Origin of the sequence: Lacticaseibacillus salsurae, assembly GCF_045862175.1 — a bacterium.
Lineage (GTDB): Bacteria > Bacillota > Bacilli > Lactobacillales > Lactobacillaceae > Lacticaseibacillus > Lacticaseibacillus salsurae.
This window is the reverse complement of the sequence record NZ_BAAFZI010000008.1, coordinates 1-25,191: the sequence shown is the minus strand read 5'-3', so window position 1 is coordinate 25,191 and position 25,191 is coordinate 1. Positions and strand designations below refer to the sequence as shown.

Sequence of the window (25,191 nt, the reverse complement as noted above, 5' to 3'; positions counted from 1 at the left end):
ATGACATTCAAACGTTCTGCATGTACGTCGATCATGGTAGGGAAAAAGGCATCACTGGAAGGCACGACTTATATTTCACGCAATGAAGACCGCCTTAAAGCGATCCATCCCAAAGCCGTGATCGTGCAACCAGCAGTTTCTGGCCGCCAAGAAACTTTTGTCTCGGCTTATAACCAATTGACTGTCCCACTGCCGGCCAGCGGCTTGCGCTATACCGCCACACCAAATGTGGATCAGTCTGCTGGGCCAAATGAAGAAGACGGCTTTAACAGCAAGAACGTCGGCGAATCTGCCACCGAATCGGTATATGCCAACGAACGCGTGTTAGCTTATGATCCCTTTGTGCCTAATGGTCTAGCCGAAGACGCATTGACCACTTTGGTATTGCCTTTCATCGATTCTGCACGTCATGGCGTGCAATATTTAGGCGAATTAGTCGCCAAGTATGGCTCCGCTGAAGGCAATGGCATCCAGTTCATCGACGCGGATGAAGTGTGGTACATGGAGATCGTCACCGGCCATCAATGGGTCGCAGTGCGCATTCCAGATGATTGTTATGCCGTTGCCGCCAATCAAGTGGCGATCCAACAAATCGATTTCAACGACCCAGCCAATTATCAATGGGCGCCAGAGATCCAAGACTTTGTGGAAAAGCATCACTTGAACCCAGACCCAGAAGGCTTCAATTTCCGCCATATTTTTGGGACTGACACCAAAAAAGATCATCACTACAACACGCCACGCGTTTGGTTTGCCCAAAAGTACTTCAACCCAGAAGACACCACCCAAGACCCTGAGTCAGCAGAATTGCCATTTATCCGCAAACCTAGCCGCAAGCTCAGTATCGAAGACGTGCAATATGTGTTGAAGTCCCACTTTGACGAGACCCAATATGACCCGTTAGGCAACGGTTCGATGCATGATAAGTTGACTTATCGCGCGATTTCCTTGTCACGGACCGCCAACTCGCATATTTTGCAAATGGGCGACTTGGCGGTGCAATGGGTCGGCTTTGGGATCCCAACATTTTGCCCGCATGTGCCAATGTTTGCCAACACTGACGCTATCGCCAAAGCCTACAGCGAGGTGCCGGCCAAAATGTCTTTGGATTCGGCCTACTGGCTGTTTGAAGCGTTGGCCATGGTGGTCGAAAGTCATTATGAAGACTTCATCGAAGCCGACTTGGCTTATCAAAAGGATTTAAGTCAATGGGCGCGCCAAGCGATTGCTGAGATTCAAACTCACGCCTTGACGCTTGACGGCGCGGCGCAAACGGCTTACTTGACCCAACAAAATCAACGCATCGTCGATCACTACATGACCACCACGCGCGATTTCTTGTTTGAGTTGATGACTCAAGGTACTGAGTTGTCCAAGCTCACTTTCAAAATGGATCCAAATCTGTAAGTTGACGAAAAGCGGCGCAATGCCGCTTTTTTTCATGCGCCAAACGTGTTACCGTGTGAAAGTAATGATTTCCAGACAGCCGAAAAGCTGTGGACTCCGGGAATTGGCGCCACTGCGGAAAACTGGCCAAGTTGCCGTGCGGCCGGCTTCAGAAATCGGCAAAAACCGCCGATGTTCTTGCGCCTAGATTTTGAACCAGCAAAACCCGCTGTTTCAAAATCTGCCGGTGAAATCTGCGCATGCCGCCAAAGTTCAGCGTCATCCTTGATTTCACGATCACGACAATTGGCCAGTTTTCTTTCGTTATGCCAATTCCCCTGCGGCCACAGCTTTTCTACGGTGGTTCGATCGGTTCATAAGCCGAGCTCGCAGTTTTTCGTCAGATCGGAAACGTCTACTGGATCGAAAAAAATTCGACTAGTAGGTCATGCATACTAGTGCCAAGTCACGTTAAATCGCTGCTGATTCGCAGAAAGCGGCGGAAGCGTAGGACGTTTGAGTTTGGAACGGAGGTTGGTCGCGGTCGCCATCGTGAGAACGTTGTTGGTGATTTATCGCCTACAGCGTTCCGCAAGTCGAGATCCGGCGGGTGGGGAGCGTAGCGACACATCCCGTAGCTTTGCTGAGGACCCTCACTAAGGCGACCGCGACCAACCGGAGTCCCAAACTCAAACGTCCGTAAACCACACAAAACAAATAATGGAGCAAATTCATGCCAGATATTCGATTTCACAGTGTTTTTGATATTATCGGCCCAGTGATGGTGGGGCCGAGTTCCTCACATACTGCCGGCGCGTCGCGGATCGGCAAAGTCGTGCGGGACATTTTCGGTGAAGCCCCAGAGCGCATCGATGTGTACTTGTACGAGTCTTTTGCCAAAACTTACCGCGGCCACGGTACCGACGTTGCCATCATTGGCGGGTTGTTAGGCATGGCGCCAGATGACCCGCAACTGCCAGATTCATTGAAGTTGGCATATAAAGCTGGCATCAAAGTATCCTTTATCCCTAAATCAGACAAAGTCGATCATCCCAATTCCGCGCGGATCGTCTTGCAAAAAGGTGACCACAAATTATCGGTGCTAGGCGAATCCATCGGAGGTGGCAATATTCGCATCACCGAACTTAACGGTTTTAAGATCTCGTTGTCCATGGGCACGCCGACTTACATCACCATCCATGATGACGTGCCTGGGATGATCGCTGCCGTGACCAACATTTTTTCTCAAGCGACGATCAATATCGGGACCATGACCGTCACCCGCGAAGCCAAAGGCAAACGCGCGATCATGATCATTGAAGTGGACGCGTATGAGCCAAAGATCTTGGCGCAGTTAAAAGCTTTGCCGCATATGGTCAACGTCACGTTTTTTGAGTAAAAGGAGAAATCATGTTTTATTCGATCGAAGAATTAGTGGCACAAAGCCATGATTACCCGTCAGTAGCGGAATTGATGATCGCGACAGAAATGGACAACACCACGCGCAGTCGTGAGCAGATTCGCCAATTGATGGGGCGCAACCTCGACGTCATGGCGCAATCTGTTAAAGAAGGCGTGACCGGCGTGCATTCGCTGACCGGCTTGACTGGCGGCGAAGCCAAAAAAATGGACGCTTATTTGGATGCTGGGGACTTTTTGTCGGGCCACCCGATTTTAGAAGCCGTGCGCAATGCCGTGGCGGTCAATGAAGTCAATGCCAAAATGGGGCTGATCTGTGCCACACCAACTGCTGGGTCTGCCGGGGTTTTGGCGGGGGTGTTAACGGCGGTGCGAGAACGTTTACGCATGAGCCGTGATCAGCAAATCGATTTCTTGTTCACCGCTGGCGCATTCGGCTTGGTGATCGCCAATAATGCCGGTATCGCCGGGGCTGAAGGCGGCTGCCAAGAAGAAGTCGGCTCAGCGGCAGCCATGGCAGCCGCGGCTTTGGTGATCGCCAAAGGTGGTCGCGTCGAACAAGCCAGCGCCGCGGTCGCCATCACGTTGCAAAATATGATGGGGTTGGTGTGCGATCCAGTGGCTGGTTTGGTGGAAGTGCCTTGCGTCAAACGCAATGCCTTAGGTGCCAGCCAAGCCATGATCTCCGCTGACATGGCATTGGCGGGAATGCTCTCTGTGATTCCAACGGATGAAGTGATCGAAGCGGTCCGCCGCGTCGGGGTCCAGTTGCCAAGTAGCTTGCGTGAAACTGGTGAAGGCGGCTTGGCGGCGACGCCAACAGCTGTCGCGTTGAAGCACAAAATTTTCGGGTGAGATTATTTTCCATGCCGCTCATGGCTATGCTATACTTAATGTGAAATTGATGAGGAGCTTTGAGGTATGGGAGAAGAAGACAACGACCGCATCTTGATCCTAGACGTGTTAGGTCGCATTAACAAAAAATTAAATATCCATTCGAGTTCGCTGTTGTACCTCGAATTTGGCTTTACCGAAAGCGAAATCGATGAGCTCAACCAGTTTATGATGACCCAAATGATCGCGGATCACACCGTTACTACCAAAGCGTTGGGCCGGGTGATCGAAGCCACCAAACCAGAACTTGGTGGCGAACAAGCCCAAAGCTTTGCCGTCCGGTTGATGCGCGCTTGGCTTGAAGAAGGCATGTTCAAAGGCGTAATGGATTAAGCTTGGCACGAGCCAGGCTTTTTTCATGCCTGGCCAGTCCGATGCATCCGGCAATTAGTGTTGATCTTTGAAGAAATGGAGCAAAGAGCTGATCATGATCGGAATCAGGATGAATTTCGGCGATGCCTTACTTTTGTGTGCAGGCATCGTCATGGTGGTGGTGTTGGTTTTGGCACATGCTTCAGTGTGGCTTTACGTGGCTGCTTTTGTCGCGCTGGTAATGGCCTTTATTGGTGGCATGCACGCCGACGAACCACGTTAAATGAAGCGTCATTGAATCAAAAAAAGTATCAACGCCAGGGGTGGACATTGGCGTTGATACTTTTTTGATTGCGGCGCACCTGAGGATTCAATCATAACGAAACCATTGATCAAGCTTACGCCAGTAGCGGCATGATCACCGTCATCCATAACCACGATAGCGGCATGACTAACACCATCGCAGGGATCATATCGGCAGTGGGGAACATTTTGACTTGGACCATTCGAAAACCAGTGGCTAACATCAACACGCCGCCGGCAGCTTTGAAGTCGAGGATCATGTTTGGCGTGGTCAATGGGTAAATGAAGCCAGCGGCGAAAAACAAGATCACAAACAAAATAAACTGAGGAATGGCGATCAGCGCCACCACGTAACCTAAGTTTGCGGCAAAAATGGCAGCGGTGAAGAAATCTAATATCGACTTGGAGATCAAAATCGACGTGTCGCCGTTCATGCCTTCAGTTAAGGCCCCATAGATCCCAGTACCGCTGGCACAAAACAAGACGATCACGGTGACCAAAGTGGCATCGAATTCTTTTTCGCTCATGCCTTCTGAAGTGTTTGGGATGAATTTGGTGATCAACGTTTGCATCATTTTGGCGCCTTTATTGATCAAATCACCTAAGTGAATCAACAGGCCTAACGCGGTGCCTAAGATGATCGCGAAAATCACGGCAGACATGTTTTTCATTGGCGCGATGGAGAAGATCCCCATGGTCATGGAGCACGCCCCAAAAACCATGTTCAAGCCAGTTTTGAAGCCTTCTGACATGTGCTTGCCGCCTAATGCGCCAAAAATGCCACCAAGAAGTACGGACAATGCATTGATAATAATACCGATCGGCATAATAGCCCTCCTGCTATGAACGCTGCGTGGGCAGTGTTGCGAATTAAAAGACGTTCTCCAGTGTATTTGAGCGCCGGCACGTGTTCAATTCGCATTATTGTGGTAAACTATTCCAAAAGCGAATAGACAACGCTTTAATGGAGGTAACCATGGACATTCGCAAACTTGCGACTTTTGTTGATCTGGCGTCGACGTTAAATTACACCGAAACCGCCAGCCGCCTTTTTACCACCCAAGCCACGATCTCCAAGCAGATCAAATCCTTGGAAGTGGAGTTGGACACGGTGTTAGTGGACCGCTCACATCGCGCCATCAAGTTGACGGCAGCCGGTGAATTGGCATTGCCTTATGCCCAACAAATCGTCGCTGCCAAAAAGCAAATGACCGCGCAACTTCATCAACAAGCTGTCCAGTTGGGAATGCGCCTGGTGGTCCGAGCGGTGCCTTCGATTTCGTCTTATAAAGGGTTCAATACCATCGCGGCGTTTACCAAACAACATCCAGAAGTCGATTTGTTATTTACTGAAGCTGAAACAGCGACCCTTTTGCCAGGGTTGGAACATGGTGACAGTGATGTGATCTTCACGCGGGTATTTGCCCCGCAAACATCCAGATATGATGTGATCATCGGCGAATCAGACCATTTTGTGGCGCTATTGCCGAAAAATCATCCGTTAGCCACCGCCAAGTCGGTGCCAGTTGCCGCTTTGGCGCATGATCAATTGTTGTTATTAAGTGAATCCACCGGCTTGTATCAACCAGTCGTCGACATGCTCGACCGCGCCAAGGTGACGCCTAAGATCACGTATACCGGCCAGCGCATCGATTTGATCGCCGGCATGGTCAATCGCGGCATGGGGGTGGCGATCATGATGGCGCGTTCAGTTGACTTGCATGATTATGCCAATGTCGTTGCGGTGCCGATCACGCCAACAGTGGTCAGTCATTTGGCTTTTATGCGCCTGCATGGCAAGCACACTGTCGCCAGTGATTTGTTTTGGGCGTTTTGTGAAAAACACGCCTAGGCGGAAACCGCTTGCAGTTTTAATTTGAATTGACTACAATTAAATTAATGATGTCTTGGGAATGTGGACATCTTGTTGACAGCTGTGATGGAATCAAAGGAGGTCGCACAAATGGCAAAAACCTTTACGTTAGAAGAACTCAAACAATATGATGGACAAAATGGTCATCCCGCTTATGTGGCAGTAGATGGCGTGGTTTATGACGTGTCTAACGTTGGCCCTTGGGCTGGTGGCAAGCACCACGGCAACACTGCTGGTGGCGATATGACTGAAGCCATCACGCATTCACCGCATGGCAAAGGCGTGCTGGCAAAATTACCAGTAGTTGGGGAATTAGCGAAATAAAGCGATCGTTGAGCTAGGCTGTCAAGAGCCTAGCTTTTTTCATGCCTGCTTAGGCAAAATATTCCATTTTCGAATATATGATCGGCACATTCTGAATTGTTTGCCGACGTCTCCCAGCCGGATAATCAAGACTGTAATCTAACAACGGAGGCAACACATATGTCTGAAAATACACCTTATGATTTACGCAAAGTCCTCGACGAAATTCGCGATATTCCCGGTTTTTATCATGAAACCGATAAAGAAATCGATCCTGAAGCTGACTTAGCTGGGGTTTATCGCTATATCGGCGCTGGTGGTACTGTCAAGCGGCCAACACAAGAAGGCCCGACGATGATGTTCAACAACGTCAAAGGCTTCCCAGGTTCGCGCGTTTTGATCGGCTTACAAGCGTCGCGCAAACGCGTTGGCACGATCTTACATCAAGACTACAAGCATTTAGGCCAAGCCTTAAACGAAGCGGTGACCCATCCGATCCAACCCGTTGAAGTCACCAAAGCCCAGGCCCCAGCCCAAGAAGTGGTGCACAAAGCCACAGACCAAGATTTTGATATTCGCAAATTACTGGCAGCGCCGACGAACACGCCAGATGATGCGGGACCTTATATCACCATGGGGGTGGTTTATGGCCACAGCACCGATGGGCAAGAATCTGACGTCACCATTCATCGCATGGTGTTAGAAGACAAAGACACCATCGGCATGTACATCATGCCTGGTGGCCGCCATATTGGCGCTTTTTTGAAACAATATGAAGCCATCAACGAACCGATGCCGATCACCATCAACATTGGCTTGGATCCGGCGATCACCATCGGGGCGACGTTTGAGCCACCGACAACACCACTTGGCTACAATGAATTACAAGTTGCCGGTGCCTTGCGCCATGAAGCCGTGCAAGTGGTCAAAGGCACCACGGTCAATGCGATGGGGATCGCTCGCGCAGAGTGGATCATTGAAGCTGAGATCTTGCCTAATACCAAAATGCAAGAAGATATCAACACCAATTCCGGTTTTGCCATGCCAGAATTTCCTGGCTACAACGGCACCGCCAATCCAGCGGTGAATGTGGTGAAGATCAAAGCCGTGACCCACCGCCTTGATCGCCCGATCGTTCAAACCACCATTGGCCCTTCTGAAGAACATGTGTCCATGGCCGGCATCCCCACAGAAGCCTCGATTTTAAACTTGGTGGATCGCGCGATCCCTGGCAAAGTCACCAATGTTTACAACGCGCCTGCAGGTGGCGGCAAATTAATGACCATCATGCAGATCCACAAAGATGATATCAATGATGAAGGCATCCAACGCCAAGCGGCCTTGCTGGCATTTTCCGCGTTTAAAGAATTGAAAACCGTGATCTTAGTGGATGAAGACGTCGATATTTTCGATTGGAACGATGTGATGTGGACCATCAACACGCGTTTTCAAGCGGATTGCGACATCATGGTCTTAGAAGGCTTACGCAATCATCCACTGGATCCTTCTGAATTGCCTGAATATGATCCAGCCCGGATTCGCCAACGCGGCATGTCATCGAAGTTAGTGTTAGATGGCACGGTGCCTTATGACATGAAAGATAAGTTTGTTCGCGCACCATTTAAAGAAATGCCAAATTGGCAAGATTATTTAAAGTGATCTTGAGTCAGTGAAAAGGAGGGCTTATGAAACGTATTGTGGTGGCTATTTCTGGCGCTAGTGGCACGATCTATGGGATCCGCTTGCTTGAAGCGCTACATGCAAACCCTGATGTGGAAGTACATTTGGTGATGAGCCCTTGGGCCAAAGAGAACTTAGCCATTGAAAACACTGGGTATATGGAAAGCCAAGTGAATGCTTTGGCTGATCATGTTTATGATGCGCGCAATATGGGCGCGGCGATCGCTTCTGGGTCATTTCATCATGATGGCATGGTGATCGTGCCCAGTTCCATGAAAACCATTGCCGCCATCGCCACTGGCATGGGCGATTCGCTGATCGGTCGCGCCGCTGATGTGACGTTAAAAGAACGTCGCCCCTTGTTGATCGTGCCGCGCGAATCACCATTTAACCAGATCCACTTGGAAAACATGCTGAAGCTTTCGCAAATGGGGGTGGAGATCATTCCCCCGATCCCAGCGTTTTATAACCATCCCCAAACCATCGATGACTTGATCGATCACAATACGCAAAAGTTGTTGGATCATTTGCATATCGAAAACAACTTGTCGCCGCGTTGGCAAGGCTTGGCCCAAGCCAAAATGGCGGCGCGGGAGGCCAAAAAGCATGACTGAGAAGCTCTTTACGGAAGCTTTGGCAGGCTTTGAGATGCAATTGACACTCAGCCGCCAAAGCCAAGATGTCTTGTTGACTTTGACCGGTGGGGATGTGCCGCATTTTGGGGTGGTGACGGCAGTTGGCAAAGATGGCCTTCATACCATCGCGTTGCCCAGTCGTCCAGGTCATGTCCACCAAGAAGGGGTGCTGACAGAAACGATCGCCAAGTGCTTGCAACCAATTTTGCCAGGCAATGCGATGATCACCGGCGGCATGCATGTCAACAATATTTCGGCTGAACAAATGCACGCGGCTTTTACCATGACCAAACACTTGGCCCAACAAGCGCGTGAGTGGCTAGTCGCTCATCCAGTCGCAATAATCAGCGAAACTTTCGCAAAATAAGTTAACGCCTATGACGCAAGGACATCATTGTACTTGTATCGTAGGCGTTTTAACGTTAGAATTTTAATGTATGCACGCGCCTGGGAGGAAAATGATGGCAACGATCCGCGAATTATGGCAATTCTTACGTACTCACAAGCTCAAACGCCGAGTACGCTGGGCGTTGATCGCAATTTTGGCGGTGATTTTAGCGGTAGTGATCGGCGGTGTGGCGGTAACGGCACATGATCGCAAAACTGCCAGCTCCAGTGCCACTTCCAGTGCCGTGTCCTCTAGCGGCCCAACGCCAGCTGAAAAACAAGCGGCGCTGAAACAAGCACTGCAAACCTATTTCACCCAACAAGCCGCAAGTGGCAAAGTGCAATTAAGCTTATATAGCTTAGATCCTAAACCTGGCTCTGCGGCAGCGAAGAAACCCAGCGGCGCCATTGATGGCATAGGCACACAAAGCGTTAACGCCCAAGGGGATGTCAAAGTCCCTTCTGCCTCCACTTATAAGCTTTATATCGCCGCTTATGTGTTTCATCGCTTGGCTCAGCAACAACAAACTTGGACTTTGACAGACAAGCAGAACTTTGATGCGATGATCGTCAATTCTGAAAACGGTTATGCGCAAACGGTATTGACGCGCTATGGCAATAAAGCTGTGGATCAATATTTACAAACGATCGGCTTAGGCCAACCATTTGCCGGCAATGTAGCGCAAACCACTGCCAATGATCTGGTCAAAGTCTTACGCATGCTGGATGCTGGTAGCGGTCCTTTTAAAAATAAAACCTTACGTGCCCGGTTGTTAAACGATATGGGCAAGCAGATCTATCGCAACGGGATCCCAGCTGGCGTCAAGTCGGTGGATCCTCAAGCCAAAGTCCAAGATAAAGTCGGCTTTTTGCCAAACACCAATCATGATGCTGGCATCGTCACCACCAAAGCCGGCCATCGCTACATTCTGGTGATCATGACCACTGGCCGCGCACAGCTTGATTTTTCCCAGATCAAAGCGATCGCCGCTCATGTTCAATCGCTGATCGACACCCACCTTTAAAGGAGCGACCCATGTTTATCTTTTTTATCGATTCAAGGCATGCGTTGATCATGCCACTGCCGCCGCCAATGTCGGTGTCGGCAGTCGTAAGAACCCGCGCTTAAGCGCACAAGGAGAATAATAACCAATGGAAGCTATTGAATTACGTGCAGGGATGACGTTTGAAAAAGACGGTAAGTTGATCAAAGTGATCGAATCCAATCACCACAAGCCTGGTAAAGGCAACACTTTGATGCAATTGAAGTTATATGATGTCCGCTCTGGCTCAACGGTGCAAACCACCATGCGCCCAACTGAAAAGTTGACCCCAGCGATTGTGGAAAAGAAGTCAGCCCAATACTTGTATGAACAAGACGGCATGAGCTTTTTCATGGACACAGATACCTATGAACAATACGAATTACCTGACGAATCCATCGAACATGAACGCTTATACTTGTTGGAAAACGCCATGGTCCAAATCGAGTTCTACGGGACTGAAGTGATCGGCATCACCTTGCCATCCACGGTCAACTTGAAAGTCACTGAGACCCAACCAAACATCAAAGGTGGCTCAGTCACTTCTGGCGGCAAGCCTGCCACCATGGAAACTGGCTTGGTCATCAACGTGCCAGAATTCATCAATGCCGGCGACGTGGTCCAGATCAACACAGCCAATGGTGAATACCAAAAGCGTGCCTAACTGACAAAAAAGGCTGAGACATCAAGCGGTTTTAGCCAATCACACAAGCGGCTCTGCACCACGATTCGGACTTTGAATCGCGGTGCAGGGCCGTTTGTGTGGCTTGGCGGTGCAAAATGTCTCGCGACTATGTGAGGCCCACTTTGTTCAAGGGCATAAGCGTTTGCGCGATGCAGCCGATTTTCTGGTTGGATCGCGATTTTTTTGTTTTTTTTCACCAATTTCCGTAGACCAATTTTCTGAAACCTGACATCCGTTCAACGGGTTCACTGGTGTAAACCGCCACCGGTAAGTGCTGGGTGGATTTGACCGATGAGAGCTAATATCACAATTGGTATGTCCCAATCTGCGCTTGGCTGATGTCACGTAATGTCACAGAATCCTTTGACGCTTGCGGGTATTTCCATTAAGCTTAGCCATGTTATCAAATTATTTTTGTAATTGGTCTAATTCTCAATGAAAGAAGTGGTCACAATGAAAAGTTACATGCAACGTATGGGGCGCTCGATTCAGCTGCCAGTATCGGTTTTACCAGCTGCCGCACTCTTGGTCGGGATCGGTCATTGGCTCCCTGAAAAATGGGCGGCGGCACAATTTCTCATGGCTGGCGGCAATGCTGTTTTAGGGATCCTGGCGTTATTATTTGCCTTAGGACTCGCCAGTGGGATGTCCAAAAACCAAGATGGCGCCTCTGCCATTGCTGGTTTGGTGGCTTATTCGGTACCAGTTGCCGTGTTGGCCCCAGCTTCCATCGCCACGCTTGAAGGCATCAAGCAATCTGCTGTAGATCCCGCTTTTTCCGCGATTTCCGGTAATGTCTTTATCGGGATATTAGGGGGCTTGATCGCCGCCGCTTTGTACAACCGTTTTTCTGAAACCAAGTTGCCGATGGCGTTAAGCTTTTTTTCTGGCAAGCGCAGTGTGCCGATCTTAACGGCTGGCGTGATGTTAGTGGTCAGCTTGTTGTTATTGCTGATCTGGCCGCCGATCTATAACGCCTTAGTAGCTTTTGGTAAAATGATGGTCAGCTTAGGGGCAGTCGGGGCCGGCTTATATGGCTTCTTCAACCGCCTATTGATCCCAACTGGTTTGCATCAAGCGTTGAACTCAGTTTTTTGGTTCAACATTGCCGGCATCAACGATATCGGCAATTTCTGGGCCAACGCTGGGACCAAAGGCGTCACTGGCATGTATATGGCTGGGTTTTTCCCAGTGATGATGTTTGGCTTACCTGCTGGGGCGTTGGCGATCTATCGCAACGCTAAGCCGGAAAAGAAAGCCCAAACCGGTTCGTTGATGTTAGCTGGTGCGTTTGCCGCTTTCTTCACCGGGGTTACGGAACCGCTAGAATTTTCGTTTATGTTCGTTGCTTGGCCGCTATATGTGATCCATGCCGTGCTGACTGGCTTCAGTTTAGCCTTTGCTGCGTTCATGCACTGGACAGCGGGGTTCACATTTTCTGCTGGGTTAGTGGATTTTATTTTAAGTTCACGCATGCCTATCGCCAACATGCCTTATATGTTGCTGGTACAAGGATTGGTGATGGCGGTGATCTATTACGTCGTCTTTGATTTTGCCATTAAAAAGTTCAACTTGATGACGCCTGGACGTGAAGCTGATGTGGCCACGACCACTGCCGACGTGGCACAAACAGTTGGCGATGACAAATATTCCTTGAAAGCCAAGCGCATTTACATGGCGTTAGGCGGGTATGATAACTTGTTAGTCGTGGATAACTGCACGACGCGTTTACGGCTGCAATTAGCCGACACCAAAAAAATCGATGCACCTGCGATCAAAGCCGCTGGTGCCGTTGGGGTCAATGCCATCGACCAGCGCAACTTACAAATCGTGATCGGCACCGATGTTCAATTTGTCGCCGATCCTTTGAAGTCATTAGTCGAAGCCAAAACGCCATTAAGTGCGTTGACGGCTGGCGACATCAAGCCAGTGCCTTCAGTGGCAAAACCGGCCACTACTGCGACCAAGCAAACCAGCACCGAGCAAGCTTATAGCCCAGCAACTGGCGAGTTAGTCGACTTAAGCAAAGTGGCAGATTCAACGTTTGCCCAAAAAATGCTGGGTGATGGCTTTGCCGTTGAACCTCGTGATGGTCAAATCGTCGCCCCAGTCACCGGTGACGTCACCGCAGTATTTCCAACTAAGCACGCGGTGGGCATTACTACCGCGGCAGGGTTAGAAGTGTTGATCCATATCGGTATCGATACCGTGACGCTTGACGGTAAACCGTTTACCGCGCATGTCGCAGCCGGCGATCACGTGGCTCATGGGCAACTGCTGGTTTCAGCCGACTTAGACGCGATCAAAGCCGCTGGCAAACCAGCGACGACCATGGTGATCTTTACCAACATGGATCATGTGGCGGCTTTGAAAAACCGCACCCCATTAGGCGCGATCAAAGCGGATGAATTGGTATTAGCCGCAGACGCGATCGTCGATTAAATCAAAAAAGCACCTTCCTGCGCCGGGGAAGGTGCTTTTTAGTAGGTGGTGATCGCCAAATAGATCGCTAAGCCAAAAGCCGCCGCCGCAATGGCAAAGCGCAAAGGCCGCACCGGCAAGTGGTCGACGACTTTTGGTCCCAACCACCCGCCGATCAAAAAGCCTGCGCCCATGGTCAACACCATCACCCACCTGACATCAGCGGTGAAGGCATAGATCAGCATCGCCAAGGCGTTGCCGGCAAAGCTGACGAAGTTTTTGATCGCGTTGGTGGTGATAAACGGCAAGTCTTCTGCCACCGTCAAAATCGCCAGCGTGATCACGCCAGCTGACGCGCCAAAATACCCGATATAGATCCCAACTAAAAATAACGCGCCGCCTTTGACCAATGGATGCCACTGGCGCGCTTTGCCAGTGGGTTTAGCCAATAGCGAATAAAGCATCAAGCCACCGGCAAACGCGATCAATACCGGCACAGCTTTTTCAAAGCTAGCCGCTGGCGCCACCAATAACAAAATACATCCACACACGCTACCGCCTAACGCCCACACGGTGTCAAACAAGGTGGCTTGGCGGGCGCGACGTAATTGTTTGGCAGAACTTAACGTGGACCCAATGCCAGTAAAGATCTGCGCGCTGGTATTGGTCACATTGGCGGTGACTGGCGGCAATCCTAAGCTCAACAATACCGGATAAGATACCAATGAAGCCATTCCGGCGATGGTGCTGAGCAGCCCTGCCACAATGCCAGCGCCGATCAAATATAAACCTGTAGCTAAAATTTGCATGTATTTCGCTCCTAACGTCTTGCGTTTCAGTATACTAGACCTTGGAGGACGATGAAAATGACTGAATTTTATTTTGTGCGCCATGGCCAAACGCAAGTCAACTTGCGCAATGCCTTTAACGGTGGCACTGTGGATGAACCGTTGACAACCTCTGGCCAGCAAGCGGCGATCGCTTGTGGTCTTGCTTTGGCCAAGGTGCATTTCGTCCAAGCCATCAGTTCTGATATGCCGCGTGCTGTGACCACGAGTCGCTTGATCTTAAAGGCCAATGCCTACCCGACGCCACTGTCTTTGGCAGCAGGGCTACATGAAATGGGGCTGGGGGATTGGGATGGCAAAACTGTCGAAGAAGTTGGCGATCCGCTGGCCTTAGACGTGTATTTTCATGACCCGGTGCGCTTTGATCAAGAGTTTGCGGCGTCTCGTCATATTGAAGGCTATGCCAACACGCTGCGCCGCGCCAAAAGTGTGATTGCCGCGACTTATGCGGCGCATCCCAGCGGTAAAGTCTTAGTGGTGGCACATGGAATCGTGTTTCAATTGTTATTGAACAGTTTATTAGGCGTGCCTTTTGCCCAGTTGCGTGAACCTGAAATGTTGCGCAACGCGACGATCTCGCAATTAAACACGCAAGATGGCGTGCATTTCACCAAAATATTATGGGATCTGCGCCCTGATGAAATTGAAAATAACAAAATTCTGTTGACATGAGGATTTGATGAGTGTATCTTCATAGACATAGCGAGCCATAAGGAGTGTTGATCATGACATTATTGAAACCAACACAGTTGAACAACGCGTATTACTACGGCTATTACGGATAGCGGCTTGCATCTTTGGATGTAAACCGCGTAGCAGGTTTGCATCCATGATAGGCGTAGCATTTTAACATGCTAATCACGTCACATGGATGAATGATATCCATGTGGCTTTTTATTTCCAGGGAAGATAAACCGGCCACATGGATCCTCATGTGGCCGGTTTTTAAATTTGGAGGGAATTATGATGAAAATGAAGAAGATCTTGGTCGGCTTGACGACCATCGCCGCTGTGATGAGTTTAGCCGCTTGTGGCAAAAAGTCCTCAAACAACAACGGCACTGTGAAAGTCGGCATTTTACAATTGATCGACCAATCTGCACTGAACGCTGCGCGCAAAGGGTTTACTGAAGAATTGAAAGCCCAAGGGTACAAAGGCGACAAGATCAAAATCGATTACGTCAATGCCCAAGGCGACCAAGCGAACTTGAAGTCCATGAGCGAACAACTGAAAAACGACCACAATGATTTGAACTTGGCCATTGCCACGCCAGCTGCGCAAGCGTTGCAAAAAGGCGATCCAGATACGCCAATGTTGTTTACGGCCATCACTGATCCTAAATCGGCTGGCTTGACCACCAGCACCACTCACCCAGATAAGAATGCCACTGGGGTCACCGATATGGTCGACGTCAAAGCCCAAATCGATTTCACCCATAAGCTGTTTCCACAAGCCAAGAAGATCGGCTTGTTATACAACGCCGCTGAAGAAAATTCAGTTTTCCAAATCAAACTGGCCAAACAAGAGATCAAGAAATTAGGCTTAAAAGCGGTCATTAAAACTGCTGCTACCACTAACGATGTGCAACAAGCCACAGAAACTTTAGCCAGCCAAGTGGGTGCCATCTACATTCCTACAGACAATACCGCCGCTGCCGCGATGCCGACGATTGGCAAAGTCTCTGAAGCCAAGAAGGTCCCTGTGATCAACGCTGATGCGACGATGATCAAAACTGGTGGCGTGGCCACACAAGGGATCAACTACGAAGATCTCGGTAAACAAGCAGCCAAAATGGCGGTCAAAGTGCTTAAAGGCAAGAAAGTCAAAGATCTTGCCATCGAGTCACCAGCCAAAACGGAATTGGTTTCTAACGCCAAGCGCATGAAGCTGTTCAACTTGACCCAAGCCGATCTTGAAAAAGCGATCAAGTAGTCTGATTTGATCAACATATTCCTGCCGCCGAAATCCAGTGAAAATTTTCACTTGACAGTTCAGTTTTCCCATAGTATTCTCATTTGCATAGGGCAAATGCCTGAGAAGGGGTGTTGAGTATGACTCACTTACAACCAACACAACTGAATAACGTCTTTTTTACCGGCTTTTTCGGATAGCGGTTTGCATCATGGATGCAAGCCGCGGCTTGCATCCATGATGGCCGGTACCACTTAACGTGCGATCAACTGCCACATGGATGAAATCAAATTTCCTCCATGTGGCCTTTTTCTTTCCGGAATGAAAATATGGCCAGCCACTGCGAGGAGTTTGAGTAGTGACTGGCTTTTGTTTTGCACCTGCAAAACATTTTGGAGGGAATATTTTTATGAAGAAGCAATTATTACTGGGACTGGTTGGCGCCGCAATGTTAGGGCTAGCCGCTTGTGGGCAACAAAGCAAAGCAGACGATCAAACGGTGAAAGTCGGCGTGTTGCAATTGATCGACCAAACCGCCTTGACTGATGCGCGCCAAGGCTTCACCCAAGAACTTAAAGCGCAAGGCTACAAAGGCAACAAGATCAAAATCGATTACGTCAATGCCCAAGGCGACCAAGCCAACTTGAAAACCATGAGCGAACAATTGGCCAAAGACAAAAATGACGTCAACTTGGCGATCGCCACCCCAGCCGCCCAAGCGTTGCAAAAAGGCGACCCAGACACGCCAATGGTGTTCACGGCGGTGACTGATCCCAAATCTGCTGGTATCGTTGACAATACCTCAGCGCCAAGCAAAAATGCCACTGGCGTTGTGGATATGGTCAACATTGCCAATCAGATCAACTACATGCACCACTTGTTCCCTAAAGCCAAAACTGTTGGCATGTTGTACAACGCCGCGGAACAAAACTCGATCGTCCAGATCAAAGCTGCCACTAAAGCCGCGAAGCAATTGGGCTTAAAAGTGGTCAAGCGCACTGTCGCTTCAACCAACGACGTCCAATCTGCCACTGAAGCTTTAGCCGGAGCCGCCCAAGTGATTTATGTGCCAACGGATAACACCGTTGCCGCTGCCATGAGCACAGTGGGTAAAGTTTCTTTAGCCAAGCATGTGCCAGTCGTACCAGCAGCTGCGACGATGGTCAAAGATGGCGGGGTCGCGACCATCGGGATCAACTATACGGACTTAGGCAAGCAAACGGCCAAGTTAGCGATCAAGATCATCAAAGGCAAGAAGGTCAAAGATCTAGCCGTTGAAAAACCCGCTAAAGTGACCGTCATTAAAAACGCAAAAATGATGAAAGCCTTCGGTATCACCGACGCCGACACCAAACAATAATTCATTACTGTTCACAAAGGAGTAATCATGAGCATCTTAACTTCAAGCATCTCACAAGGTTTACTGTGGTCGATCATGGCCATTGGCGTTTACTTGACTTTTAGAATTCTGGACATCGCAGATATGACCGCTGAAGGGAGTTTTCCTTTAGGTGCGGCCATCACCGCCCACTCGCTGGTGCATGGCACCAACCCGATTTTAGCGACGCTGTATGGATTCATTTTTGGCGCGTTGGCTGGGCTGGTTTCCGGGATCTTACATACCAAGTTAAAGATCCCAGATCTGTTGACTGGTATTTTAACGATGACTGGGCTGTATTCCGTCAACTTGTTCATCATGGGCCAAGCCAACTTATCCTTGTTGAGCAATGTCAAAACGGTGTTCACGCTTTTCTCCACTGGCAATGCCACGACTGATACCATCATCGTTGGGGCAGTGATGCTGGCGATCGTGATCGTGTTGTTGGTGTTATATTTCAACACCCAAATGGGTCTGGCTGCCCGTGCAGTCGGGGACAACCAAGCGATGGCTGCAGCCAACGGGATCAACAACGACAACATGAAGATCATTGTTTACATGGTGTCTAACGGTTTGATCGCGTTGTCTGGTTCGCTCATGGCACAAACCAACGGCTATGCCGACATTTCCATGGGGATCGGGACGTTGGTCATTGCGTTGGCGGCGATCATTATCGCTGAGATCTTGTTGCGCAACTTGAGTTTTGGTCAGCGCTTGTTGACGATCATTGTCGGGGCGATCATTTACCGCTTGATCATTGCCGGCGTGTTGTGGTTAGGGGTCGATCCTAACGCCTTGCGCTTGTTCTACGCGTTGATGTTGGTGGTATTCTTGTCGCTACCATTGATCACCAAAGAATACAAAACCATCACTGCCCGCCGCGAAAACTCGAAACGAATGGGGGATTAGGTTATGCCAGCCTTAGAAGTTAAAGATCTGCATCAATATTTTGCCCAAGGGACGGTCAATGAAAACCACGCCTTAAAAGGCATCAACTTGACCCTTGAAGAAGGGGATTTCGTGGCGATCATTGGTGGTAACGGCGCTGGCAAGTCCACGTTGCTGAACTCTGTCGCCGGCTCATTGCCAGTCACTCATGGCCAAATCAAAATCGCCAACAAAGACGTCACCTATCAATCTGTTGCCAAGCGCGCCAAGCTGATCTCGCGGGTCTTTCAAGATCCGTTGTCAGGCACGGCGCCGATGTTAACGGTTGAAGAAAATTTAAGTCTGGCAATGCAACGTGGTACCTGGCGCAATTTCTGGAGTGCTGGGGTGCGTCACGCTGACCGTAAGTTGTTCCAAGATAAGCTCGCCAGCTTGAATCTGGGCTTGGAAACGCGCTTGAGCACTGCCATTGGGTTGTTATCTGGTGGTCAGCGCCAAGCCATCACCTTGTTGATGGCCACCTTAAAAGCCCCAGAACTGCTCCTGCTTGATGAACACACTGCTGCGCTTGATCCAGCTACTTCGGCAACAGTGATGGGCTTAACAGAACAATTAGTCGCTGCCCAACACATCACCACCTTAATGATCACCCATGATATGCAAGATGCTTTGAAGTACGGCAATCGCTTGATCATGCTCGATCATGGTCAAATCGCCGTTGATATCAAAGGCGACCAGAAAAAAGGCCTGACCGTACCAGACTTATTGCGCATGTTTAAGGAACAATCAGGCAAAGAATTAAATGATGATGCGGTATTATTAAGTTGATCTGGTGACTTTTATTGACCCGATGCCTATGCAGGTGTCGGGTTTTGTTGTATTCTAAAACCACCCAAAAGGAGGGATCACATGACATTTGAACAAGTATTGCCTCAGCTTAAAGCCGGCGCCAAAGCGGTGCGGGCCAACTGGGGTGGTGGCGAAGAATTTATCGTGTTAGTTTCTGGTCAAAACTATGAAGGCATTGCTGTGACGCCGTATTTTTTGATCAAGGTGTTACATGAAGGCTATAGCGTTTGGGAGCCGACAGGATGTGACGCGTTGGCAGACGATTGGCAGCTGGTATGAGCGACTTCACCGGCCAAAAAGTCGTCGTCACCGGTGCCGCTTCTGGAATCGGCCGCGCCCAAGCGATTGCGTTCAGCCAAGCTGGCGCCACGGTTTTGGCCATCGACCAGCAACGCTTTGACTTAGCTGACGTGCAAGTATTGATCGCAGACGTCACCCAAGCTGATACTGCCAAGCAAGTCGCAAGGTTTGCCCCAGATATTTTATGCAATACTGCTGGGGTCTTAGACGGGTATGCCACCGCCGAAGCGACATCGATTGATCAGTGGCAACACATATTAGACGTGGATCTCACCAGCCAGTTTCGCCTGGTCAAAGCGGTATTACCGCAAATGTTGATTCAACACCACGGCGTTTTTGTGAATATGGCATCGATCGCCGGGCTAGTTGGCGGCGGTGGTGGCATCGCTTATACCGCTGCCAAGCATGCGGTGATCGGCATGACCAAGCAATTGGACCTGGATTATGCCGCAGTTGGCATTCGCGCCAATGCGATCGCGCCTGGCGCCATCGACACGCCGATGAATGCGACAGATTTTGCCGGCGACGGCCACATGGCGCAATGGGTGGCAGACCAAACGCCAGCAAAACGCTGGGCTAAGCCTGAAGAAGTCGCCGCCTTGACCTTGTTTTTAGCCAGTCCTGCCGCCGATTACATTCACGGTACGGTGATTCCGATCGATGGCGGCTGGTTGGCCAAATAAATTGACGCGCATCATGCGCACGACAGCACTTAGCATCCTTTGGCTGTCGTTATCACTAACCACTTTGGTTACAAAGGAGAAATTAAATATGCAACAAACAACCACAACACGCAGTTCACTGCTTCACCTGACCCAAATCGCCATTATCGCCAGTCTTTATGTCGTTTTAACGGTGGTATTTTCCCCGCTGTCTTACGGGGTGGTGCAGATCAGGTTTTCAGAAATGCTCAATTACACCGCTTTGTTTAAAAAGCGCTATGTTTGGGCAGTGACACTGGGTGTTTTAATTGCGAACTTTTTTAGCCCGACTTGGCTGATCGATGTGCCAGTGGGGACGATCGGTACTTTGATCTTCTTGCTATTAGGGCGCTGGTTGGCCAACAAAACTGAGAAGCGTTGGCTGAAGTTCTTGATCTTAGGCGTGATCTTTACGGCGTCGATGTTTACGGTGGCCGGCCAGTTGGCAATCGTCAACCATATCCCATTTTGGCCTAGCTATGCGTCGATCGCATTAGGTGAAGCATTGTCCATGGGCGTCGGGGCAGTGATCATGCGTGCGGTGTTGGTGGTATTGCCGCTAGATCGTTAAGCACCAAACAGTCAGAAGCGATTCTGGCTGTTTTTTTAATGACGTAGTTGACATAATAGTGAGGCTTGATCGGTGCGAATTTCTCAAAAGCACCAGTGTTTATGCTAGACAAACCGCATAGGTAAAACTTTTTTGAGAAAGTTTTAGCACTCTATTGACTAGAGTGCTAAAACAGGTTATAGTATATTATGTAAACAAAAGAAGACCGCAGCGGTCCGACTATAAGTGTGGATGGCACCGCTGCTTGTCGGCGGTGTTTTTGCGCCGCCTTAGAGGAGGGAATCGGTATGGCAAACTTTAATGATCCATTTTTTAACGATGGGATGGATGACTTTTTCAACCAATTGATGCATCGCATGGATGGGCAACAGCCGAAATATGTGGTTAATGGACACGAATTGACCCCTGAAGAGGCAGCACAACTCCAATCCGGCAATGTGCCAGTCGCGACGAAACAAAAGCCACAAGCCAAGTCCATTTTGGACAAAATGGGGCGTGACCTCACCCAAGAAGCGCGCAACGGCTTGTTGGATCCGGTGATCGGCCGCGATAAAGAGATTCAAGAAGCGGCAGAAGTGTTGAGTCGGCGCACCAAAAATAACCCGATTTTAGTCGGGGATGCCGGCGTCGGCAAAACCGCAGTGGTTGAAGGCTTAGCCCAAGCGATCGTCAAAGGTAATGTCCCAGCAGCGATCCAAAATAAAACCATCATCGCCATCGACTTGTCAAACTTGGAAGCAGGCACCCAATACCGTGGCAGCTTCGAGCAAAATATCCAAGATCTGATCAAAGCCGTCAAAAAGCGCGGCAACGTCATCTTGTTTTTCGATGAGATCCAGCAGATCTTAGGTGCCGGAGCCACTGGTGAAGGCGGCAGCAAAGGCTTGGCAGATATCATCAAACCGGCATTGTCTCGTGGTGAGTTAACAGTGATCGGCGCCACCACCCAAGATGAATACCGCAACACCATCATGAAAGATGCGGCCTTAGCTCGGCGCTTCAATGACATCACCGTCAATGAACCAAGCGCTGACACGACCTTTAAGATCTTGCAAGGCTTGCGGAAGTTGTACGAACAACACCATCATGTTAAGTTGCCTGATGCCGTGTTGAAAGCTTGTGTGGCTTATTCGGTGCAATATTTGCCACAACGCAGCTTACCAGACAAAGCCATCGACTTATTGGATATGACTGCCGCGCATTTGGCAGCGCAACACCCAGTTTTGGATGAAGTGGCGTTAAAGCAACAAGTTGAACAATTGACCCAACAAAAAGAAGCCGCAGCTAAAGCAGAAGACTTTGAAAAAGCCGCTAGCTTGAAAAAGCAACTTGAAAACGTGCAAGGTCAACTTGACCGTGGTGATACCAAGCAACAAACGCCAACAGCCAAGCCTGAAGATGTGGCGGCGGCAGTGGAACGTTTGACTGGCATTCCAGTGGCCAAATTGGGTGCCAGTGATATCCAGCGCTTGCAAGGGATTGCTCAGCGCTTAAAGGGCAAAGTGATCGGCCAAGATGAAGCGGTGGATATGGTCGCCAAGGCCATTCGCCGCAATCGCGCCGGCTTTGATGACGGCGAGCGGCCGATCGGCAGTTTCTTGTTCGTCGGTCCTACTGGTGTCGGTAAAACCGAATTAGCCAAGCAGTTGGCGTTGGATATGTTTGGCAGAAAAGATGCGATCATTCGCTTGGATATGTCTGAATACAGTGATCGCACCGCGGTTTCGAAGCTCATCGGTACCACTGCTGGGTATGTCGGCTATGACGACAACGGCAATACGTTGACGGAACAAGTTCGCCGCAACCCTTATGCGATCATTTTGTTAGATGAAATCGAAAAAGCCGATCCGCAAGTGTTGACCTTGTTGTTACAAGTCTTAGATGACGGCCGCTTAACAGATGGCCAAGGCAATGTGGTCAACTTTAAGAATACGATCATTATTGCCACGTCTAACGCAGGGTTTGGCAATGCCGCTACTGCTGACAAGTCCTTGCATGACAAGTTGGCGCCATTCTTCCGTCCAGAATTTCTGAATCGGTTTGATGGCATCGTCGAATTCAGTCATTTGACCAAAGCCGATTTAGGCAAGATCGTGGATCTGTTGTTGCAAGATGTGGCAGACACCTTAGCCAAGAAGCACTTGACCTTGCAAGTTTCTGATCAAGCCAAAGCCTGGTTGATCGCTCGCGGTTATGATGAAGCCATGGGTGCGCGGCCATTGCGGCGGGTGATCGCCCAACATGTTCGTGACAAAGTGACTGACTTTTATTTGGAACATCAAGATGTTAAAGCCTTGAAAGCCGATGTGGTGGATGACGACATTGCCATCACCGCGGCTTGATCGGCTGACGCTTCAGCGCCTTTGTGCCTCGCATTCATTGATTGGATGCGGCGGTGCAAAGGCGTTTTTGCGTTGAGAAGTTACTTTGGTGCATGCATCTCCAACTACCTTTTGTATTAATGAGAAGAAAATGAAATAATAAAATGTGTTCTCAGTGGCAAAAATATTGGGAAATTCTCACATTTAGGCTTGAAATGCTCATTAAAAAGTCATAAAGTTACGCCATCAGCATTTAATTGCATGATATAGGGGGTCACTTTATGGGAATGAAGAAAGGTTTTACCGCTGGTGCCGTTTTGCTAGCGTCAGCTGCGTTGTTGGCCGCTTGTGGCAGTAAATCAAGCGCCAAGTCTAGTACCAAAGCCAATACTTGGACCACGATGCAAGGGGATGTGATCAACACCATGGATCCATCGCTGAACACTGATGTGATTTCAGGGCAAGCGTTGACTGACACCATGGAAGGTTTGTACCGCTATAAAGGCGCTAAGCTCCAACCTGCCATCGCCAAATCTGTGGTCAAGCCGACTAATGGCGGGAAAACTTACACCTTCCACTTACGCAAGTCGACTTGGTCGAATGGCAAAGCGGTGACCGCCAAAGATTTCGCTTTTGGCTGGAAGCGCACTGTCGATCCGAAAACCAAGTCTGAATATGCCTACTTGTTTTCCGGCATCAAAAACGCTGACGCGATCATGGCTGGCAAAAAGCCTGCTAGCAGCTTAGGCGTCAAAGCAATTGGCGATGACACGCTGGAAGTCACTTTGGAAAAGGCGTTGCCATATTTCAACACCATGATGGTCAACCCAGTTTTCTTCCCGCAATCTCAAGCCACAGTTAAAAAATATGGCAAAGCTTATGGCACCAAGTCTACCGCGATTTTGACCAATGGCCCATATACGTTGAAGAGTTGGAACGGGACTGGCAACACGTGGCTTGAAACCAAGAACCCGAAGTACTGGAATGCCAAAAATGTCCACATCAAGAACTTAAAGACGCAAGTGGTCAAAGATGCCACCACTGCCGCTAACCTTTACAAGTCTGGCAAGATCGATGATGTGGCGTTATCTGGTGAACAAGCCGCCGCAGCTAAATCCAACAAAGATTATCGCGGCTTGAAAGAATCAGCCACCTATTACTTGGAACTCAACGAAAAGAAAGTGCCAGCTTTTAAGAACACCAAGATCCGTCAAGCCATTTCGTTGGCCTTGAACCGCAAACAATACATCAACTCAGTGTTGAAGAATGGTTCCTTGGCGGCACACACACTGACGCCTGAAGGGCTGTTCGCCGATCCCAATGATAGTTCAACAGATTTTGCCAAAGACGCTGCGACTGAAACCAAGCCATACAGTACTTATGATCTCACCAAAGCCAAAAAGCTGTGGGCGGAAGGGCTGAAAGAATAAGGCTTGTCTGGGTTGTCTTTGAACTTAATGGGTGACGATACTGACGCTGCCAAAAACACGTCTGAATATTTGCAAGCCGCTTTACAAAAGCTACCAGGATTTAAATTAACGATCCAATCGGTACCATTTAAGACGCGCTTGGCGCGGGCGGCTAGCCGCGATTTTGATATCGTCTTTAACGGGTGGTCTGCTGATTTCCCAGATGCCATCAGCTTCTTGGATCTCTTTACCACTGGTGGCTCTTATAACGACGGTTCCTGGTCCAATGCCCAATACGATCAATTGATCGCAGATTCTAAAGGCAAAGATGCCACCAATGCTACTGCCCGTTACGAAGACTTGCAAAAGGCAGAAAAGCTTTTGATGAAGGAACAAGGGATCGTGCCACTTTATCAACTGATCGCCTCTCACTTGACGCGGCCAACGATCAAAGGCGTGACCTACACCCCATCTGGTGCGTATAACTATGTTGGCGCCTCACTGAAAAAATAGCATTGATCAAGTCGAAGTCGTGCAGACTTCGGCTTTTTTTCTACCATTAGTCAAGCACTAATGTTGATTTAATCACGTTTTCTTTTACGTTTAGATGGATCACATTTCTTGTTATTAGAGTAATCATCCGTTCATACTGCTGATTTTTGAGTTTGAGGGTA

24 protein-coding genes and 1 pseudogene are annotated in these 25,191 nt (G+C 49.4%); 23 read left to right on the top strand and 2 right to left on the bottom strand.

What is annotated here, in order from left to right:
• The 5 genes from ACKTSG_RS04400 (at window position 1) to ACKTSG_RS04380 (ending at window position 4,294) form a co-directional block, all read left to right on the top strand.
• Window positions 1-1,407 carry a C69 family dipeptidase gene (locus tag ACKTSG_RS04400; RefSeq protein WP_407892328.1) on the top strand — a complete coding sequence of 469 codons (1,407 nt, stop codon included), beginning with the start codon at window positions 1-3 and terminating at the stop codon, window positions 1,405-1,407.
• Window positions 1,408-2,119: 712 nt separating this feature from the next.
• Window positions 2,120-2,785: an L-serine ammonia-lyase, iron-sulfur-dependent subunit beta gene (sdaAB, locus tag ACKTSG_RS04395; protein WP_407892326.1), complete on the top strand. Its 666-nt coding sequence runs from the start codon at window positions 2,120-2,122 to the stop codon at window positions 2,783-2,785.
• A gap of 11 nt (window positions 2,786-2,796) precedes the next feature.
• On the top strand, window positions 2,797-3,660 hold the full coding sequence (sdaAA, locus tag ACKTSG_RS04390) for an L-serine ammonia-lyase, iron-sulfur-dependent, subunit alpha (RefSeq protein ID WP_407892324.1): 864 nt from the start codon (window positions 2,797-2,799) through the stop codon (window positions 3,658-3,660).
• Between the two features lie 66 nt (window positions 3,661-3,726).
• Window positions 3,727-4,032 carry a hypothetical protein gene (locus ACKTSG_RS04385; RefSeq protein ID WP_056964496.1) on the top strand — a complete coding sequence of 102 codons (306 nt, stop codon included), beginning with the start codon at window positions 3,727-3,729 and terminating at the stop codon, window positions 4,030-4,032.
• Window positions 4,033-4,126: 94 nt separating this feature from the next.
• On the top strand, window positions 4,127-4,294 hold the full coding sequence (locus tag ACKTSG_RS04380; protein WP_407892322.1) for a hypothetical protein: 168 nt from the start codon (window positions 4,127-4,129) through the stop codon (window positions 4,292-4,294).
• A 115-nt stretch (window positions 4,295-4,409) separates the two neighbouring features.
• Here ACKTSG_RS04380 and ACKTSG_RS04375 read toward each other — a convergent pair whose 3' ends face one another.
• Window positions 4,410-5,141 (bottom strand): DUF554 domain-containing protein, encoded by a 732-nt coding sequence (locus tag ACKTSG_RS04375; RefSeq protein ID WP_407892320.1) that lies wholly within the window; start codon window positions 5,139-5,141, stop codon window positions 4,410-4,412.
• Between the two features lie 149 nt (window positions 5,142-5,290).
• Here ACKTSG_RS04375 and ACKTSG_RS04370 point away from each other — a divergent pair, with 149 nt between their 5' ends.
• The 8 genes from ACKTSG_RS04370 to nagE all read left to right on the top strand — a co-directional run bounded on the left by ACKTSG_RS04370 (window position 5,291) and on the right by nagE (window position 13,362).
• Window positions 5,291-6,166, top strand: coding sequence for a LysR family transcriptional regulator (locus ACKTSG_RS04370; protein ID WP_407892318.1), 876 nt, complete (start codon window positions 5,291-5,293; stop codon window positions 6,164-6,166).
• A gap of 111 nt (window positions 6,167-6,277) precedes the next feature.
• Window positions 6,278-6,511, top strand: a complete 234-nt coding sequence (locus ACKTSG_RS04365; RefSeq protein WP_407892316.1) for a cytochrome b5 domain-containing protein — start codon at window positions 6,278-6,280, stop codon at window positions 6,509-6,511.
• 159 nt (window positions 6,512-6,670) lie between these two features.
• Window positions 6,671-8,149 (top strand): UbiD family decarboxylase, encoded by a 1,479-nt coding sequence (locus ACKTSG_RS04360; protein ID WP_407892314.1) that lies wholly within the window; start codon window positions 6,671-6,673, stop codon window positions 8,147-8,149.
• A 26-nt stretch (window positions 8,150-8,175) separates the two neighbouring features.
• The gene (locus ACKTSG_RS04355) at window positions 8,176-8,784 is read left to right on the top strand and encodes a UbiX family flavin prenyltransferase (RefSeq protein WP_407892312.1); all 609 of its coding nucleotides are present in this window, start codon (window positions 8,176-8,178) and stop codon (window positions 8,782-8,784) included.
• Window positions 8,777-9,172: a prenylated flavin chaperone LpdD gene (gene lpdD, locus ACKTSG_RS04350; RefSeq protein ID WP_407892310.1), complete on the top strand. Its 396-nt coding sequence runs from the start codon at window positions 8,777-8,779 to the stop codon at window positions 9,170-9,172. The genes ACKTSG_RS04355 and lpdD overlap by 8 nt, the downstream gene beginning before the upstream one ends.
• Window positions 9,173-9,266: 94 nt before the next feature.
• Window positions 9,267-10,217 (top strand): serine hydrolase, encoded by a 951-nt coding sequence (locus ACKTSG_RS04345; RefSeq protein WP_407892308.1) that lies wholly within the window; start codon window positions 9,267-9,269, stop codon window positions 10,215-10,217.
• A 127-nt stretch (window positions 10,218-10,344) separates the two neighbouring features.
• On the top strand, window positions 10,345-10,899 hold the full coding sequence (gene efp, locus ACKTSG_RS04340) for an elongation factor P (protein ID WP_407892306.1): 555 nt from the start codon (window positions 10,345-10,347) through the stop codon (window positions 10,897-10,899).
• 474 nt (window positions 10,900-11,373) lie between these two features.
• Window positions 11,374-13,362, top strand: coding sequence for an N-acetylglucosamine-specific PTS transporter subunit IIBC (nagE, locus tag ACKTSG_RS04335; RefSeq protein ID WP_407892304.1), 1,989 nt, complete (start codon window positions 11,374-11,376; stop codon window positions 13,360-13,362).
• 38 nt (window positions 13,363-13,400) lie between these two features.
• Here nagE and ACKTSG_RS04330 read toward each other — a convergent pair whose 3' ends face one another.
• The gene (locus ACKTSG_RS04330) at window positions 13,401-14,150 is read right to left on the bottom strand and encodes a sulfite exporter TauE/SafE family protein (protein WP_407892302.1); all 750 of its coding nucleotides are present in this window, start codon (window positions 14,148-14,150) and stop codon (window positions 13,401-13,403) included.
• Between the two features lie 57 nt (window positions 14,151-14,207).
• On the opposite strand from ACKTSG_RS04330, the gene ACKTSG_RS04325 reads away from it, so the two are divergent.
• From ACKTSG_RS04325 to ACKTSG_RS04280, 10 genes and pseudogenes are all read left to right on the top strand, one after another.
• The gene (locus ACKTSG_RS04325; protein ID WP_407892300.1) at window positions 14,208-14,861 is read left to right on the top strand and encodes a histidine phosphatase family protein; all 654 of its coding nucleotides are present in this window, start codon (window positions 14,208-14,210) and stop codon (window positions 14,859-14,861) included.
• Between the two features lie 294 nt (window positions 14,862-15,155).
• Window positions 15,156-16,121, top strand: a complete 966-nt coding sequence (locus ACKTSG_RS04320) for an ABC transporter substrate binding protein (protein WP_407892425.1) — start codon at window positions 15,156-15,158, stop codon at window positions 16,119-16,121.
• A gap of 388 nt (window positions 16,122-16,509) precedes the next feature.
• The gene (locus ACKTSG_RS04315; RefSeq protein ID WP_407892298.1) at window positions 16,510-17,460 is read left to right on the top strand and encodes an ABC transporter substrate binding protein; all 951 of its coding nucleotides are present in this window, start codon (window positions 16,510-16,512) and stop codon (window positions 17,458-17,460) included.
• Between the two features lie 27 nt (window positions 17,461-17,487).
• Window positions 17,488-18,387 (top strand): ABC transporter permease, encoded by a 900-nt coding sequence (locus ACKTSG_RS04310; protein ID WP_407892297.1) that lies wholly within the window; start codon window positions 17,488-17,490, stop codon window positions 18,385-18,387.
• A 3-nt stretch (window positions 18,388-18,390) separates the two neighbouring features.
• Entirely contained in the window at window positions 18,391-19,194 is an 804-nt protein-coding gene (locus ACKTSG_RS04305) for an ABC transporter ATP-binding protein (RefSeq protein ID WP_407892295.1), read from the top strand.
• Between the two features lie 81 nt (window positions 19,195-19,275).
• Window positions 19,276-19,494, top strand: coding sequence for a DUF2829 domain-containing protein (locus ACKTSG_RS04300; RefSeq protein ID WP_407892293.1), 219 nt, complete (start codon window positions 19,276-19,278; stop codon window positions 19,492-19,494).
• Window positions 19,491-20,198 (top strand): 3-oxoacyl-ACP reductase, encoded by a 708-nt coding sequence (locus ACKTSG_RS04295; RefSeq protein WP_407892291.1) that lies wholly within the window; start codon window positions 19,491-19,493, stop codon window positions 20,196-20,198. Before ACKTSG_RS04300 ends, ACKTSG_RS04295 begins: the two co-directional genes overlap by 4 nt.
• A gap of 88 nt (window positions 20,199-20,286) precedes the next feature.
• Window positions 20,287-20,787 (top strand): QueT transporter family protein, encoded by a 501-nt coding sequence (locus ACKTSG_RS04290; RefSeq protein ID WP_407892289.1) that lies wholly within the window; start codon window positions 20,287-20,289, stop codon window positions 20,785-20,787.
• A 287-nt stretch (window positions 20,788-21,074) separates the two neighbouring features.
• The gene (locus tag ACKTSG_RS04285) at window positions 21,075-23,129 is read left to right on the top strand and encodes an AAA family ATPase (RefSeq protein ID WP_407892287.1); all 2,055 of its coding nucleotides are present in this window, start codon (window positions 21,075-21,077) and stop codon (window positions 23,127-23,129) included.
• A gap of 260 nt (window positions 23,130-23,389) precedes the next feature.
• Window positions 23,390-25,030 (top strand): annotated as a pseudogene (locus ACKTSG_RS04280) (peptide ABC transporter substrate-binding protein).
• Window positions 25,031-25,191 lie beyond the last annotated feature (161 nt).